Source organism: Chitinophaga sp. sic0106 (assembly GCF_019219075.1).
GTDB lineage: Bacteria > Bacteroidota > Bacteroidia > Chitinophagales > Chitinophagaceae > Chitinophaga.
In genome coordinates, this window is sequence record NZ_JAHUWJ010000001.1 from 633,342 (window position 1) to 650,034 (window position 16,693).

13 protein-coding genes are annotated in these 16,693 nt (G+C 39.9%); 12 read left to right on the forward strand and 1 reads right to left on the reverse strand.

Annotated elements, in window-relative coordinates; all coding sequences use genetic code 11:
- Position 1: 1 nt before the first annotated feature.
- Positions 2 to 1,420 carry an RtcB family protein gene (locus tag KW844_RS02710; protein WP_218375155.1) on the forward strand — a complete coding sequence of 473 codons (1,419 nt, stop codon included), beginning with the start codon at positions 2 to 4 and terminating at the stop codon, positions 1,418 to 1,420.
- Positions 1,421 to 1,716: 296 nt separating this feature from the next.
- Positions 1,717 to 2,934, forward strand: coding sequence for a sterol desaturase family protein (locus tag KW844_RS02715; protein WP_370626456.1), 1,218 nt, complete (start codon positions 1,717 to 1,719; stop codon positions 2,932 to 2,934).
- A gap of 12 nt (positions 2,935 to 2,946) precedes the next feature.
- Here the strand turns inward: KW844_RS02715 and KW844_RS02720 are convergent, their stop codons facing one another.
- Complete coding sequence (locus KW844_RS02720; protein ID WP_073084292.1) at positions 2,947 to 3,444, reverse strand: RNA polymerase sigma factor; 498 nt, start codon at positions 3,442 to 3,444, stop codon at positions 2,947 to 2,949.
- 513 nt (positions 3,445 to 3,957) lie between these two features.
- Here KW844_RS02720 and KW844_RS02725 point away from each other — a divergent pair.
- The 10 genes from KW844_RS02725 to KW844_RS02770 are packed head-to-tail and all read left to right on the forward strand — an operon-like array spanning position 3,958 to position 16,692.
- Entirely contained in the window at positions 3,958 to 6,444 is a 2,487-nt protein-coding gene (locus KW844_RS02725; protein WP_218375156.1) for an SLBB domain-containing protein, read from the forward strand.
- 25 nt (positions 6,445 to 6,469) lie between these two features.
- The gene (locus KW844_RS02730; RefSeq protein ID WP_218375157.1) at positions 6,470 to 7,534 is read left to right on the forward strand and encodes a hypothetical protein; all 1,065 of its coding nucleotides are present in this window, start codon (positions 6,470 to 6,472) and stop codon (positions 7,532 to 7,534) included.
- 45 nt (positions 7,535 to 7,579) lie between these two features.
- Positions 7,580 to 8,503: an FkbM family methyltransferase gene (locus tag KW844_RS02735; protein WP_218375158.1), complete on the forward strand. Its 924-nt coding sequence runs from the start codon at positions 7,580 to 7,582 to the stop codon at positions 8,501 to 8,503.
- 8 nt (positions 8,504 to 8,511) lie between these two features.
- Positions 8,512 to 10,023 carry an oligosaccharide flippase family protein gene (locus tag KW844_RS02740; RefSeq protein ID WP_218375159.1) on the forward strand — a complete coding sequence of 504 codons (1,512 nt, stop codon included), beginning with the start codon at positions 8,512 to 8,514 and terminating at the stop codon, positions 10,021 to 10,023.
- Positions 10,024 to 10,033: 10 nt separating this feature from the next.
- Positions 10,034 to 11,275, forward strand: coding sequence for an EpsG family protein (locus KW844_RS02745; protein ID WP_218375160.1), 1,242 nt, complete (start codon positions 10,034 to 10,036; stop codon positions 11,273 to 11,275).
- A gap of 13 nt (positions 11,276 to 11,288) precedes the next feature.
- Positions 11,289 to 12,599 carry a glycosyltransferase gene (locus KW844_RS02750; protein WP_218375161.1) on the forward strand — a complete coding sequence of 437 codons (1,311 nt, stop codon included), beginning with the start codon at positions 11,289 to 11,291 and terminating at the stop codon, positions 12,597 to 12,599.
- A gap of 18 nt (positions 12,600 to 12,617) precedes the next feature.
- The gene (locus tag KW844_RS02755; RefSeq protein WP_218375162.1) at positions 12,618 to 13,805 is read left to right on the forward strand and encodes a hypothetical protein; all 1,188 of its coding nucleotides are present in this window, start codon (positions 12,618 to 12,620) and stop codon (positions 13,803 to 13,805) included.
- Between the two features lie 44 nt (positions 13,806 to 13,849).
- On the forward strand, positions 13,850 to 14,758 hold the full coding sequence (locus KW844_RS02760) for a glycosyltransferase family 2 protein (RefSeq protein ID WP_218375163.1): 909 nt from the start codon (positions 13,850 to 13,852) through the stop codon (positions 14,756 to 14,758).
- Between the two features lie 10 nt (positions 14,759 to 14,768).
- Positions 14,769 to 15,722 (forward strand): NAD-dependent epimerase/dehydratase family protein, encoded by a 954-nt coding sequence (locus KW844_RS02765; RefSeq protein ID WP_218375164.1) that lies wholly within the window; start codon positions 14,769 to 14,771, stop codon positions 15,720 to 15,722.
- A 1-nt stretch (position 15,723) separates the two neighbouring features.
- Positions 15,724 to 16,692, forward strand: coding sequence for a hypothetical protein (locus KW844_RS02770; protein WP_218375165.1), 969 nt, complete (start codon positions 15,724 to 15,726; stop codon positions 16,690 to 16,692).
- Position 16,693 lies beyond the last annotated feature (1 nt).

Consider the following 16,693-nt stretch of genomic DNA (forward strand, 5'->3'; position numbering starts at 1 on the left):
AATGGCAAAATTTAAGATCAACGGTAAATGGTTATTAGGTATTGGGTACCCGCAGGGGCCGGTTATTAGTGTAGCCATGAACGTTATTAATACTAACTATAAATATTCCACGGAAGAGGAAGTACGTGCCTTGTTGCTGGAGGTGTTGCAGTCACCAGGGTTGTACCTGGCGCATGAAACCCTTGATAAAATTGCGGTGAAGCTGCACCAGGAGGAAGTGGAGCAACCGGTTATCATTCCGTTGAAGGAAGAAGGCGTTCCTTACACTGTATACGGTGCTTCGTTTATTGACGAAGGTGCGGTAAAACAGATGAATAGCGCAGTGCACCTGCCGGTGGCAGTTGCCGGAGCGTTGATGCCGGATGCCCACCAGGGATATGGCTTGCCGATTGGCGGTGTGCTGGCTACGGAGAATGCCGTGATTCCTTATGGGGTGGGTGTGGACATTGGGTGCAGGATGTGTTTAAGCATCATTGATTTACCTGAAACAGTTTTAACCGGGCAATATGATAAGTTTAAGAAAGAACTGGAAAGCAAAACGATTTTTGGTGCAGGAGGTATTTTAAAGGCAGATAAGGATGATGCGGTGCTGGACCGTAAAGAGTTTGCAGAAATCCCACTGTTGAAGCGGCTGAAAGATAAGGCGGTACTGCAATTGGGGACATCTGGTTCCGGTAACCACTTTGTGGAATGGGGTATTGTAGAGGTTTTGGATGTGGAGAACAAATTGGATCTGCCGCCGGGCCGTTACGTGGCGTTGTTATCGCACTCCGGTTCAAGAGGAATGGGGGCGCAGGTGGCTAATGAATACACTAAGCTGGCGAGAGAGTTATGTCCGCTGCCGCAGCAGGTGCAACACCTGGCTTACCTGGATATGAATTCAGAAGCAGGGCAGGAGTATTGGCTGGCGATGAACCTGGCTGGTGATTATGCTTCTGCCTGTCACCACCTGATTCATAAAAGGCTGATCAAGGCAGTGGGTGGTAATATGTTATTGAGAGTGGAGAATCACCACAACTTTGCCTGGAAGGAGCGTTATGAAGGGAAGGACGTGATTGTGCATAGAAAGGGCGCTACTCCTGCTGGTGAAGGGGTATTGGGGGTGATTCCGGGATCTATGACGGCGCCGGGCTTTATTGTGCGTGGCCGTGGCTATGAGCAGGGGTTAAACTCTGCCAGTCATGGTGCGGGCCGTCAGATGTCCAGAAGTAAAGCCTTGAAAAGCATTACCGGTCATGATTTGCGCACGGTGCTGAAAGAGTATGGTGTGACGTTGATCGGTGGAGGTTTGGATGAGGCGCCCATGGCTTATAAGGACATCAATACTGTGATGGCCGCGCAGCAGGAGCTGGTGGATATCATTGGACGTTTTACGCCTAAGATTGTGCGGATGGCTGATCCCGGACCTACGGAGGATTAAGTTTACAGATATATGCAATCATTCTTACCGCCATCGGAGTGGTTGCGCTGGGCCGGCATGTAATGTGTCGGCCTGTTTTGCGTTATGCCCCTTTCGTGTTATTAGTCTACTAAACTTGTAGGATAATTGAAATTTATTCTCTAATATTGTTATTGTTTACCACCACCAATTAACTGAATATACTACAGGCGAGGCTGGCACAACTTTCTGGTTTGCGCGGGCATATTCCGTGCATGCGTGTTGTTTACCCTTGCTGACCTATGCGATAGAAATTATTTAAAACAAAAATCTACACAGTGCATTTAAACTATCTGGCTTTTGCGGTGCCTTTATTTCTGGCATTTATAGGATTGGAGTATCTGGTGGCAACGAAGCAGGGGAAAACGTATTTCCGTTTTAATGATACCGTATTGAATATCAGTGTGGGTATTGCAGAGCGGCTGGCGGATACTTTTACGGTGGGCTTATTTTATTTTGTGTACATGTATTTGTATGAGCATTATGCGTTATTCAGTATACGACCGAGTGTATTGTTGTGGGTGGCGTTATTGCTGTGTACTGATTTTGTGTGGTATTGGTATCACCGGTTGGCGCATGAGGTAACATTGTTTTGGTGTGCGCATGTGGTGCATCATCAGAGTGAGGAGTTTAACTATACGGTATCTGCGCGGATTACTGTATTCCAGGCATTTTTGCGTACAGGTTTCTGGGCAATATTGCCGGTGATCGGGTTTCCGCCGGGGATGATTACGAGCATGTTGCTGGTGCACGGGTTGTATCCTTTTTTCATACATACGCGTACGATAGGGAAGTTGGGGGTGCTGGAGTATATATTGGTGACTCCGTCGCACCACAGGGTGCATCATGCGAGTAATCCGCAGTATTTGGACAGGAATTACGGTGATGTGTTTATTATATGGGATAAGTTATTTGGTACGTTTACGAAGGAAACGGAGGCGCCGGTGTATGGGTTAACGAAGCCATTGAACAGCAATAGTTTTTTGTGGCAGCATTTTCATTTTGTGTTGGAGATGGTGTATTCCGTGCGGCATGCGCGGACATGGGGGGGGCGGTTCCGGATTGTTTTCGGCCGTCCGGACAATGTGGATCCTGCTGCCAGGTCGGTGCTGGAAGAGCGTTTTTTGATTGGTAAGGACACGGTAACGGAAACGCCTAAGCTGAATAATTATGTTATCTGGCAGATTGCGGTTACGCTGGTGTTATTATTTTCTTTTTTGTTATTGGAGCATTATGTGCCTGTGTTTATCCAGGTGTGCATAAGCATGTTGATTGTATCGACTCTAATTAACTGCGGCGCTATATTGGAACAGAAGCGGTGGGTGTTCTATCTTGAATATGCGCGGTTTGTGATACTGGTTTCCTCGGTTTATTATTGCTGGCCTCAGCCGGTGGTGTTATTGGGGGCTGTGGTGGTAATGGCAGGTGGATTTTATTTTCATGGTGCCTTACGTCAGCGTTATTTGAACTTGGTTTATAGGGGGATAGAAAATTAGGAAATAAGGTTTTTAGCGTTGTACTTGTGTTTTCAGGATTTTCCGGGCAAAATGTATACGACTTTTGATGGTGCCCAGAGGTTCCTGGAGAATGGCTGCTATTTCGAAGTATTTATAGCCTTCGAGGTATAGCAGGAATGGTTGTTTAAAGATGACGGGCAGTTTATACATGGCCAGGTGTACATCTTTGGTGCGCATGGTTGTTTCTGCGCTGTTGCCAACTACGCCTCGCTGATAATTAATAAAGAAATCGCTGATGACAGGTTCTGTGATCATGCGATTTTTTGATTTTTTGCGATAGTTGTTTATAAATATATTACGCATGATAGTAAATAACCATGCTTTAATATTGGTGCCCTCCAGATATTTGTCCTGGTTGGTAAGGGCTCTGAAGATGGTTTCCTGATAAAGGTCTTTAGCCTGCTCATTGTCTTTCGTAAGGGTATAAGCGAAGGGTTTCAGGAAGTCGGCGTTACCGACCAGCAAGGTGTTAAATTCAACAGATGACATAAACGTTTAAGTTTTGTGTTAACTAATTTAAACAAAAATCGTCGAAACAGAAAAGGGTATTCCTACCTACTACATTAAAAATCAATTAAATCGGGACAGCAATTTCACATTCACAAGACGGAAGGGACATCAGTCAGATGTCCTTAAACAGACACATGGTTTGGTATAAGCACGGATTCTCTATCTATATTAACGGATAATATGGCAAAACGGTTTGTTATTATCTTCCGTATATGTAATTATTTACATATGTCGATTCAACTTATATTATTTTCTATTTAAAATTAATTTTTTAGGAGATGAAGGGGTTTTCTGGCATTATTCTGCGTGTAGTAGGAACATTCGCAACTGATAAGTGTTATAACGGTCATTAAACAGTTTTTTTGTCTAGTGACATTTATATGTTATTTTATATAGATTTGCACCTTATTTGGCTGGTTTTGGGCCAGATAAGCCCAAGAATTAAAGCCAAGAGAACGAATTCGAGAAAGAACAATAATATATCCTATTATAATGTTAAGAAAGTTATTGCTGATCCAGCTGTTCCTGTTTGTTGTATATAGTGTGAATGCCCAGGTTCCGTCGTTTTCCAAAGAACAGATGAAGCAGATGAAGGTGGATAATCTGAGTGATGATCAGGTTAGACAGCTGGTGGCTGAGATGAAGAAGAATAACCTGTCGTTTGACGATATAGATACTTATGCGCAGCAGAAAGGTATTCCGGATGTGGAGGCGACGAAGCTGAAGGAGCGGATAAAAGCGATGGGGCTGGATAAGGAGTTGACAGGTAATAAGGCTAAAACCAAGCAAGACTCCACTAAATCAGAGGAGAGAGAGGTAGACGAGGAGGATGATAAGGGAAAAGATAGTACCGAGCCTAAGTTGACAAAAGAGGAGAAGGAGCGGGAGAAGCGGAGGAAGCGGATTTTCGGAGCTGAGTTATTTTCCAATAAGAATCTGACTTTTGAACCGAATCTCCGGATGGCCACTCCCCCGAACTACCGGCTGGCTGCAAACGATGAGCTACTGATTGATGTGTATGGATACTCGGAGGTGCAGCATCGGTTAAAGGTTACCCCGGACGGATATATCAGAATCCCCAATTTAGGCCCCGTATATGTGAATGGATTAACCATAGAGGAAGCGAAAAACCGGATTACAAAGCAATTAGCCACTATTTATTCGGGAATTAAGTCTGGTAACACATTTGTGCAGATATCGCTGGGAAATATCCGTAGCATTCGCGTACTCCTGATTGGTGAAGTGGAAAAGCCTGGCTCTTACACGGTTCCTTCCCTGGCTACGGTTGCGAATGCGCTGTATGTATCCGGTGGTCCTAATGAAAATGGTAGCTTCCGTAATATCCAGGTGATCCGTAACGGTGTGCCAGCTGCAACTTTTGACTTATATGACTTCCTGGCCAACGGCGACCTGACCAATAACATAGTGCTCCAGGACCAGGACATTGTAAAAATCAACCCATACAAGACAAGAATAGAACTGGCTGGTGAAGTAAAACGCCCGGCTATATTTGAAGCGAAAGAGAACGAGTCGCTTCAGCGAATGATTGAGTTCGCCGGCGGTTATACTGATCGTGCCTATACGGATGTGATCCGTGGTTACAGGGTGAATAACAAAGAGAGAGAGGTGGTAAATATCACAGCTGATCAGCTGGGTAATTTTAAAGTGAAGTCTGGTGATAATTTCGTGGTAGATTCAATTCTGAATCGTTACAGCAATAGGGTGACCATTACAGGCGCTGTTTTCCATCCTGGAAATTATGCACTGGAAGAGGGTATGACGATTACTGATCTGTTGAAGAGAGCGGATGGCGTAAGGGAAGAGGCTTCGCTGACGCGGGGCTTGATTCGCCGTTTACAGACGGACTTTACACCGGCGTATATAAATTTCAATGTGCAGGATGCTGTGGCGGGTAAAACTAATATCACGTTGCAGAAAGAGGATAGCGTAATGATCTACTCGAAACTGGATCTTCGGGAGGAGTATGAGGTACGGATAGAGGGTGAGGTAAATAAGCCTGGTTATTACGCGTATGGTGACAGTATGCACCTGGAGGATCTTATCTTACTGGCTGGAGGTTTGAACGACGCGGCTTCCACGCAGCATATAGAGGTTTCCCGCAGGATTCGTAATGGGGTGTATAGCCCGCAGGATACGGTGAAAGCTATTGTGCAGTATTTTGATATTAATAAAGACCTGAGTTCGAATCCATCCGCACAGGGTTTTGTGTTGTTGCCTTTTGATGAGGTGTCGATTCGTCGGTCACCGGTTTATTCAACGCAGGCGAATATATCAATTGGCGGAGAGGTGGTGTATCCGGGGGATTATACTATTAATACCCGTTCAGAGCGTATTTCGGATTTGATTAAGCGTACAGGAGGGTTGAGGCCCGAGGCGTATGCGGAAGGAGCGGTGATGTTGCGGAAAACGTTTATTAATGAGGGGGATAGCTTGATATTGGCAAATAAGCTGGAAGTGTTTATAAATAAATTGCAGGATAGTGCGGATATAGCGCGTGTCAAAGAGTCTGTTTCCCGTCATGAGCAGTTGCTGGGGATTAATCTGGATCAGATTTTGAAATCTCCGGGCTCTAAATATGACTTATTGCTGGAAGAAGGAGATGTAATCAGGGTACCGAAGAAATTGCAGACGGTGCAATTGTTTGGAGAGGTATATTTTCCAAAGAAAGTAAGGTTTGATAATGGGTACACCTTTAGGGATTATATTCATGGAGCTGGTGGTTTTACTTCCCAGGCGTTAAAAAGGAGAAGCTACATTGTATATCCAAACGGTGAGGTGAAAAATACAAAAAAAGTATTATTCTTTAATAGCTATCCGAAAGTAAAGCCGGGGGCGGAGGTGTATGTCCCTGCTAGGAAAGATCGTAAGGGCCTTACTAGTGGGGAGGCTGTAGGACTTGCCAGTGCCTTGGCATCTGTTGCATTGGTAATCGTGACTATTCTTAATACAGTGAAATAAACATAAGACCTTGAAACAAAATAGTATGGGAACCCCCGTCGCAAACGATAACGAGATCTCAGTCAGGGAGCTTTTCAATCTACTTGGTAGTTGGGTTACTGCAGTGAAACGCAATTACATATTCCTCTTGATTGCCATACTGTTGGGTGGAGTATTAGGTGTAACGTATGCAAAGTTCAAGAAGAAGGAATATATAGCTGACCTTACTTTCGTTATGGAGGATTCCAAAACAAACTCATTGGGTTCCATTTCAGGATTGGCATCTCAATTGGGCTTTAACCTTGGATCAGGAGGAGAAAGCGGAGTATTTAGCGGTGAAAATATTATAGCCTTTCTGGGAACCAGGCTGATGGTTGAGAAGACGCTTTTAACAGGTGTTGCAGTAGATGGGAAGAAGATTTCACTTGCAGAATTATATGTGGATACGTACCAGTTGAGACAAAAGTGGGATAAAGATCCTACACTCAAAAATATTCAATTCCCCATCGGACAGGACAGGGGCAATTTCACAAGGAAGCAGGATAGTCTGCTTTTTGAAATTTATAAGTCAATAAATGAAAAAAACCTTACAGTAATAAAACCAGATAAGAAATTCGGATTTATTTTGGCGCGGTGTATATCCAGAAGTGAGGACTTTTCAAAGGCTTTTATTGAAAAACTCGTATATGAAGCCATTGAGTTTTATGTTAAAACCAAGGTAAGCCGTTCAAAAGATAATGTTGATAAACTCCAGGCTAAAGCTGATTCTCTGGAATTGATGCTCAATAAGAAAACCTATTCTACGGCTGTTGCGCAGGATCTGAACGTTAATCCTGCAAAAAGAATAGCCATGGTTGGATCCGAACTTCAAATGAGAGATAAAATTATCTTGCAAACAATGTACGGAGAGGTTGTAAAAAATCTTGAAATTAGTAAGATGAGTTTGTTACAGGAAACGCCAATTATCCAGATAGTTGATAAACCTATAACTCCGCTGCCTATTAACAAAGTAAGTGTTTTAAAGTCAATTATGATCGGCGGCATGCTTGCAGCGTTCCTGGTAATAGGAATAACCATTCTGAGAACAGTTATTAAGCAATATCCGCATTAAACCGGTTCAAAAATTTATTTGTATAATAATACTATCAATTGCCAAATGGATAAAAAAATCATTGATCAATTTCAGCATGCAACAACCTTTGAGGCAAAAAACAGGTGGGTGAAGATGCTTAATAAGCCTGTGCAGTTTGTACATGCATTTACCTGCAATAAGCTTAGTAAGGCGCAAAAAGTAAAAGCTACCACGTTTTGGGGGGGGAATATGGAAGTGGTAATTCCGGAAGTTGTAAGCAGTGAGATCTATAAGCATGGGTATTTCGACAAGGAAGTTTGCTATTACTTACTGCGTGTATTGGCCCCAGGAGATGTTTTTGTAGATATAGGGGCACATTTTGGCTTTTTCTCACTAATGGCTAATAATCTGGTGAAAGACAGCGGAACTGTTGTATCTATTGACCCAACGCCATCAACTTTCCAGTTATTATCCTCTAATCTAAATAAATTCGCTCCTTTCAAAAATTTTAAGCTATTTAATAATGCGGCTTTTGAGCGGGAAGAAGAGCTTAATTTTTACGATTTCGGTGTAAAAAAATCTGCATTTAATTCCTTATTTGGATCTCGTCTTGAAAAAATGGATGAGGAAGAATTGAGACGTCATCAGATAAGGGTAAAAGCTCTTCCTGTAGATAATGTTATCGCAGATCTGGGTTTGTCCAAAATAACATTAATTAAAATAGATGCGGAGTCGGCTGAAATGAATGTATTGAAAGGGTTGGAGAAAACGATACTGGAATTTAAGCCAATGATGATACTTGAAATAGGAGATACTGATGTCGCGGACGCCGTTGCCACCCGTACCATTATTGATTTTCTTATTAGGTTTAATTATGTGCCGGTAGAGTTGAATGAGCAGGAAAATTTACAAATTCATGAGATCCGGAATAATTATTCCTTAGACCAACTGACATGTTATAATTTGCTGTTTGTCCATAAAGATAAGGTTGCGAGATTGTTGAGCTAAAAAATCTTATGATGATAGAGAATAGGAGATTGACATTGAATGCGTTGGCGTCAGTATTACAAACAATCCTGATTGGAGTAACATATTTCTTCCTTTACAAGTATTTACTTAAAGTATTAGGGGCAGAAAAGCTCGGACTTTGGTCATTAGTTGCTGCTACTACTTCGGTTGCCAATCTGGCCAATTTAGGGATAACAAGTAGCATTGTAAAGTTTATCTCAGCCAATTTAGCCAATAATAATATCAAAAAGGCAGTGGAAGTAATTCACACGAGTTTGGTTACTGTTGGTGGATTGATGCTGCTAATTGCGTTGCTATTATTATCAATTGTGGCGGTAAATATTCAACATTTTGTACCGCCGGCTGCTGTTGCGGAAGCAAGGCAATTGTTGCCGATAGCATTGGCATCTCTTATTCTCAATACTATTGGAGCAATCTTCCTCTCCGTATTGGATGGTATGGAGTTAATTTATCTCCGCGCTGCGATTTATATTTTTTCATCTATTTTATTTCTAATACTGAGTTTTTTCATTGTTCCTAAATTTGGATTGACAGGAGTATTGTATGCACAGATAATTCAGGGATTGTTTGTCTTGGTTTTGGCAATCGTTATTGTATATATGAGATTGTCAGGGTTCTCCTTTTTCCCTTTTTTGATTACAAAAGCAACATTTAAAGAATTATTTAAGTATGGTCTTAATTTTCAGATAATATCAATAAGCTCTTTACTATTTGATCCTATTACCAAATTTTGCCTGAGTTCTTTTGGCGGGTTGACATTAGTGGGTTACTTCGAGATGGCTTCCAGACTTATTATGCAGGTCCGAAGTCTAATAGTATCGGCGAATCAGGCAATTGTGCCATTGGTGGCACGGAAAAATGAGACTGGGGAAGTAGATATGTCCACATTCTATTTCAAAACATTCGATCTCATTTCACTGAATGCAATTATCGTTTTCAGTTTTCTAAATATATTCTCCCCTATGGTCTCTATCTTATGGATAGGTAGTTATCAGCCATTTTTTGTAAACAGTGTAATTTTGTTGTCTGTCGGCTGGCTCTTTAATATCGCTTCCGCGCCCGCATACTTCATTAATATGGGAACAGGGGATTTAAAATGGAATGTGATATCCCACATTGTACTTGGCTTGTCGAACCTGATTTTGGGTGTCCTTCTGGGTAAGCTGTTTGGAGGCATCGCGGTTATTATTGGTGTAACGCTTAGTCTGGTATCGTCTGCATTGATAACTATTCTCAGTTTTCACAAAAAGAACCAAATTCAAGCTGTAACATTATTCAAAAAATCAGATATTATTTTTATTACGACGGCTATTGTATTAGTTGTAGCGAGTCTGATGGGCTACCAAGTTGTGGCTAGTGGAAGTATGAGTTTGGTTTTATATTACACAGTATTGGCGTTTGTCGTATTCATATTCCTGTTTTTGGGTGTATTCAAAACGAAAACACTTTCCGAGCTTTATTTTCAATTACCAAGGAAAATATTTAAGCGTGCAGTATAACTAGTTTTAGATGGAGAAGACAATTGACATATCAAAAATTCAACTGAGCTTGTTAATCACATTAATGTGGATGGCTTTTCCTGTACTGACTAGTTTTTTAATCCTTTACCTGTTTTATAAAGTTGAAGTAAAAGGGCTTTCATTAGCCTTTTTATCTCTATTGATAGCTTTAACATTTGGGTTAATAGCCTACACTGCAAAGTCGGTCAGCCTTGATGAGCCAACTGATATCACCCGCTATACGGCACAGTTTAATATGTTTACCCAAATCCGAAATTTTCAGGATTTTGTGATCACTGTTTTTGTTACTGATAGCGGTGTTTACCTGGTATTTGAATCTGTCATGCTGATGCTGGCTAAGTTATTTCCAACAAATCCCCAGGTCGTCCCGTTGTTCTGGGTATCTGTTTCGTATTTCTTTCTTGCATTAACTTCGCTGGAGCTTGCGAAATTTAATGGAGAAGTATCAAAAAATACATTCCTCATTTTGTTGATTTTGGTTCTCTTTGGTACTAGCCTTTTTACAATGGAGGTTGAATTATTAAAGCAGAGCAGCGCTACTGGTATTGCGGCTTTCGCCATTGCAAAAAAAATCAACGGGAAAAAATATTCTTGGTGGTTGTTTGTACTGGCACTTCTCGTGCATACATCAGTGATAATATTTGTGCCCTTGATGATAGTTGGAAAATCAAGGTATATAAATCGATACTTTCTTGCAGTACTCGCTTTTTGCAGCCTATTATCATTAATAGACCTGAATAAAATTCTGGGACTATTTGGTGGAGTGCTTGGGGAAAAGGCCAGTTTTTATAGTGAAATATCAAACTGGCAAATTACCAAAATTAATTATTTCCTTTTTGGTGTTTTTTCGCTATTTGTTATTATCATCATATTGGTGGCAGTTAGCGTGAAACACACTACTGTCCAAACCAGAACATTGTTTAATGTAATTATTATATCATATTGTTTGCTATTGATTCAGTACAGCAGTATCCATAATTTTGTGCGCTATGTAAACTTATACTCCCCTTTTTATGTGATTTGTTTTTTCTTTATACTTAATTCACCTATAAGGAGATATGAAAGAAAGGTATTAGTGTTAGGATATCTAATCATGATGGTAACTGTAAATTTGCTATATACAAATATGTATCTGCATTCCGATTATACTAATGCCTATATGGAGAACTCTGTATCCCGGATTATGACATCCAACGTTTATTCATTTTTAACTTATAGAGTCAACAATTAAACAATTGTTTGGAATGATTTCTAAGAATATTTGTAAAGACATACCTCGTCCGACCTTTTCAGTGGTAACAGTAGTGTATAATGCTGCTGCGCTCATTGAAAAGACCGTCTTAAGCGTGATCAATCAAACATCCAACGATTTTGAATACATAGTAATTGATGGCGGGTCTACAGATGGGACTGTTGAAATAATTAGACAATATCAGGATAAAATCACGAATTGGGTAAGTGAAAAAGATAAGGGCATATATGATGCAATGAATAAGGGTGTGTCGCTGTGTAAAGGTGAATTTGTAATTTTTGTGAATAGTGGCGACTACCTGATGCACAGCAATGTATTTGAGGATATTCTCAATAAGTACTCAAAGGAATTTGCAGAAAATGACCTTATTTATGGGAATGCAAAAATGGTAATGGCTGATGGCGCTTTATTTGACTTGGTTATAGGTCACTCACATGATGAAATGTGGAGAGGACCCAGCTTTCGCCACGGAGCATTGTTTTGCAAAAGAGAAATTTTGCAGAACAATCCATTCGAAATATCGCAGGAGTTGAAGATTGCTGCCGATTTTGATTTTATATACAAGTGCTTCAAGAAAGAGTACTCATTTGTGCATATTGATTATACAATTTTTGCTTTTCTAGTGGATGGCGTATCTGACAATCCTTATCGACATTTGAAGGATAGCAAATATATACTCAAGAGGTATAATGATTGGAATCTAAAAACGCAAGCATACTATGGCTACAAATACATGAGAGTGGTTATGAGCCGGACGATCTTTAAAAAGATGGTATTTGGTATAAAGGTCTTCTTTCATGAATATTTCTCTAATTATTGGATTAATAGAATTCCTTTTTACTTTATCCGACATGGATACTATAAGAGGATAATGGGGATCAAAATGGGATACGGCAGCAGTATTCATCTTCACTGTTTTGTTCAGGGGAATAATATCGAAATTGGAGAAGGTACGGTGATAAACAGAAGATGTGTTCTGGATGGAAGAGGCAAATTGCGAATTGGTGCCAGGGCATCCATATCTCCAGATGTTCACATGATAACTGGAGATCATGACTATAACTCAGTAAACTTTTCCTATCGCTCACAAGACATAATAATTGATGATTATGTCTGGATTGGTGCTAGGGCAACTATTCTTCCAGGAGTTAAAATTGGCAAAGGTGCTGTTATTTGTGCGGGATCTGTTGTAACTAAAGATGTTCAGGATTTTGCGGTGGTGGCAGGTATTCCGGCAAAAAAAATCAGGGAAAGAAATAGAAATTTAGACTATAATCCAAGCTGGATGGGATATTTCGACTAGCAAAACTCAGTTGACATAATGAAAGAGGGTAACGGAATAATATATATGGTAGATAAGCTCGTAATTGGACATAATCACGTTATGTTCAATGCCTCGCTTACTGCAATAATTGCATCGATTTATGATCACCAGCAGGTCTTATTTGTTGCTGAGAAATTGCATTCAGGGCTAATCGCATCTAAAAATTCTGATATTCAGAATCTGATTTTCGAGCCGTTTGAGGAAGATCCTTTGCCAGGGGGAAAGCTAACCAAACTGTTGCCCTGGGGGAAAAAGAAGATAGGTGATTGGATGTTTATCAGTAAATATATTAAAAGAGCAAATGCTTCTGATCAAAATATCCTGATTTTTACATGCCTGAGTGCCTCATCCCTACTCTATTCGGCAATGAAAGTGAGGCGCAAGAAGTTCAGGTCTTATTTTGTACTCCATGGGGAACTAGAATTTATTTTTCAACATGGCTTGCCACTAAAAAATAAGTTAAAAGGATGGCTATATAAGCAAATGTTGAAATCATTAGGAGAGCAAACAAGTTGTATAGTTCTTTCTGATATTATTAAAAGAAATCTTGTAGCCTCAGGTTTGGTGAAAGCTGAAAATGTAATAGCAGTCGACCACCCTGTAATTACCAGAACAGTAAAATATGCTTCAAAGCCTAAAGATCCGGTGGTCTTTGGCCATTTGGGGATCGCCATGAGAAAAAAGCGATCTGAGGTTTTTATGGAACTTGCCCAATATTTTGGTCAGGCTTTAGAGAAGCCGCAACCGATTTTTCGGCTGATTGGGAAAATGGAACCTGGCTTCACTTCCCTAAGTGGAAATGTAGAAGTGATAGCGAACAATAATCAGATTATTTCTCAGCAAGAATATGAAAAGAATATTGATGATGTAGACTACGCGATTTTCTCATTTGATAATGAAAATTATGTTTACAGAGTCAGCGGTTCCTTAATGGATGCGATTTGTCATGGTAAACCCATTATTTGTCTGAAACAAGTATATATAAATTACCTGTTTGAGATAGCAGGTAATATTGGTTTTTTATGTGAGAATGTGGAAGAAATGAAGGACATTATTGGCAGGATCAGCAGGAGAGAAATGGATGTTTTGGAAGTCTATGGTGAACAGCAGGCGAATTTGGAGAAGTTGATGCTCAGGTTTTCTGTAGATGAAATTTGTAAACAATTAGAGGCACAGATCAGGTAGGTCCCCGTGTATTATAAAAAGGTAATTTTAATAATCAATTTGCTATGATTTTCAAAGAAGACCTGGCAGCGGTAATCGTTCTTTATCATCCAGTCATCAGTGATTTACTTAATGTAATAAGTGTGATTGAACCAACCATAGCAAGAATTTATTTGATTGATAATACACCAGAAACATCAGCATCCCTTTTAGCATATAGCAAGACGAACAATGCTATCAGGTATATTCCGCTGAATGGCAACAGGGGTATTGCAGCGGCCCAAAATATCGGATTTCGGGAAATAAAATCTGAAGGTAGGTATAAATATGTTTTTCAATTTGATCAGGATAGTTGTCCCGACCAAGATATGATTACAGAACTATGTAACGGATACGATGCACTGGTAGAAATGGATCTGCCAGTTGGGGTAATAGGACCAATTTCGCTCAATAAGGATACAAATGAGCAATACAAATTAAGTGATAATAGTCGTGATTATGTGATGTCCGGAATAATGGAAAAGTCAGAGCTTATGAGCTCCGGATCATTGATTAGTCTGAAAACTTTGGAAGGGGTTGGATTAATGGAAGAAGAATTATTTATAGATGGTGTGGATTCTGAATGGTGTTGGCGTGCAATTGCTAAAGGGTATAAATGCTTTATTCACGAAAAAGCTGTGTTAAATCACAAATTGGGGGAAGGAGATCGCAAACTACTAGGTATTAGCATTGCAATTTCTTCACAGTTTCGCACCTATTATCAGTTCAGGAATTTTATCATTTTGGCAGGTCGCAAGTATGTACCTACACAGTGGAAAATCAAGAACGGCTTTAAATTTTTAGTGAAATTATTCTATTACCCAATATTCTTGAAAGGAGGACGTGTTTATGCGAAAAACATCGCGAGGGGGATTAGAGATGGGATTGCCTATAGAAAAGCAAAAAACTATATTGATCTAACTGTCAAATATTAATTTTAGGCGTATGCATAATATTTTAATTACGGGAGGTGCAGGTTTTATTGGAAGTCACCTTTGTACCGAGGTGTTAAAAACATTCGAAGTAAATAAGCTTGTAGCTTTGGATAATCTCATGCTTGGTACCGAAGAAAATCTGACGCATTTATCAACAGATAACAGAATGGAATTGGTTATCGGAGATATAAATACCCCACAGCTGATAGATAGTTTGTTCGAAAAGCATAGGTTTGATCTCGTTTTTCATCTTGCAGCCAATTCTGACATTAGTATTAGTCACAATAGCCCATCAATAGACTATGATAATACTTTTAATACTACCTGGAATGTGTTGGAAGCAATGCGCAAATACGATTGTAAGCGGATAGTATTTGCTTCTACCTCGGCGATTTACGGTGATGTAACTGAAAACATTCATGAAGATTTTGGCCCTCTCCTCCCGATTTCTCACTATGGGGCCGGTAAGCTTGCATCTGAAGCCTTTCTCTCGTCATTCTCCTACAATTACGGTATTCAAACTTATATTTTCAGATTTCCTAACGTGGTAGGAGGTAGAAGTACCCATGGTGTCATTTATGATTTCATCAATAAGGTGAAGAAGAATAAGGAAGAACTCACTGTACTTGGTAATGGACAACAGGAAAAATCTTACCTGCATGTAAGCGACCTGGTTAATGCCATATTATATTTGTTACAGCATAATTCTGAACGATATAACATTTTTAATGTGGGAGGAATTGACACCATCAATGTGGCAAGAATTGCTGAGCTTGTTCTTGAAGAACTGGAAGAAAAAAGGAATATAGTTTTTACCGGAGGGGATAGAGGATGGATTGGAGATGTACCGAAGTTTAAATATGACATACAAAAAATATTAAGTACTGGTTGGAAACCTGTTTTAAGCTCCGAAATGGCAGTTCGTCAAACGGTTCGCGAATTAATAAACTCTAAAACGATATAAATTGATTATTAGTCGTACCCCATTTAGAATAAGCTTCGCAGGAGGTGGCAGTGATCTGAAATCCTATTACAGCCGATATGGCGGAGCTGTGCTCAGTACCTCTATTGACAAGTATACCTATTTGTCAATGCATCCTTATTTTGCAGAAGAAAAGATATTTCTGAAATATTCATCAAATGAATATACAGATGATATTGAGAGTATTAAGCATCCATTAATCAGAGAAATATTTAAATATTTTGAAATAAAAGGAGTGGATTTCAATAGTAGTGCTGATATCCCTTCTGGCACCGGCTTGGCGTCTTCCTCCGCATTTGCCGCAGGATTGATTAATTTGTGTGCTGCCTATAAAGGAAAATATATCAATAAACAGGAGATTGCTGAGTTGGCTTGTAGAGTGGAAATTGAGTTTTTACAGGAACCTATCGGGAAACAGGATCAATATGCCTGCGCTGTAGGAGGATTAAATTTTATTGAATTTCATACCAATGATCATGTTTCTATAGAAAAGATTCACTTGTCCAGACTGATTCAAGACCAACTGGAAAGTAACCTCATGATGTTTTACCTTGGCCGTACGAGATCTGCCGGAAGTGTACTGAAAGAACAGAAAGCAAATATTGAGGAAAGCCGGAAAATTGAGAATCTGCATAAAATGGTAAAGCTTGCTTATGCCCTTAAAGAAGAATTGATCGCTCAAAAGATTGATTCAGTTGGTGAGATATTACACACGGGATGGATGTACAAGAAAGAACTGGCATCAGGAATTTCAGACAGCTATATAGATGAGAATTATGAGCTTGCTATGAAAAATGGGGCACTCGGAGGAAAACTCTTAGGCGCCGGAGGTGGAGGATTTCTATTATTCTACGTGCCAGATCAGAAAAAAGCTGCTGTTCGTAATGCATTATCCCACTTAATGGAAATGGAATTTAAATTTGAAAATTCAGGTACAACAATAATCTTTTAAT

What these genes read in the sequence shown, in the direction of transcription:
- KW844_RS02725 (WP_218375156.1), top strand. Translation starts at nt 3,958, where the DNA reads ATGTTAAGAAAGTTATTGCTGATCCAGCTGTTCCTGTTTGTTGTATAT.
- KW844_RS02735 (WP_218375158.1), top strand. Translation starts at nt 7,580, where the DNA reads ATGGATAAAAAAATCATTGATCAATTTCAGCATGCAACAACCTTTGAG.
- KW844_RS02765 (WP_218375164.1), top strand. Translation starts at nt 14,769, where the DNA reads ATGCATAATATTTTAATTACGGGAGGTGCAGGTTTTATTGGAAGTCAC.
- KW844_RS02745 (WP_218375160.1), top strand. Translation starts at nt 10,034, where the DNA reads ATGGAGAAGACAATTGACATATCAAAAATTCAACTGAGCTTGTTAATC.
- KW844_RS02740 (WP_218375159.1), top strand. Translation starts at nt 8,512, where the DNA reads ATGATGATAGAGAATAGGAGATTGACATTGAATGCGTTGGCGTCAGTA.
- KW844_RS02710 (WP_218375155.1), top strand. Translation starts at nt 2, where the DNA reads ATGGCAAAATTTAAGATCAACGGTAAATGGTTATTAGGTATTGGGTAC.
- KW844_RS02730 (WP_218375157.1), top strand. Translation starts at nt 6,470, where the DNA reads ATGGGAACCCCCGTCGCAAACGATAACGAGATCTCAGTCAGGGAGCTT.
- KW844_RS02755 (WP_218375162.1), top strand. Translation starts at nt 12,618, where the DNA reads ATGAAAGAGGGTAACGGAATAATATATATGGTAGATAAGCTCGTAATT.
- KW844_RS02760 (WP_218375163.1), top strand. Translation starts at nt 13,850, where the DNA reads ATGATTTTCAAAGAAGACCTGGCAGCGGTAATCGTTCTTTATCATCCA.
- KW844_RS02750 (WP_218375161.1), top strand. Translation starts at nt 11,289, where the DNA reads ATGATTTCTAAGAATATTTGTAAAGACATACCTCGTCCGACCTTTTCA.
- KW844_RS02720 (WP_073084292.1), bottom strand. Translation starts at nt 3,444, where the DNA reads ATGTCATCTGTTGAATTTAACACCTTGCTGGTCGGTAACGCCGACTTC.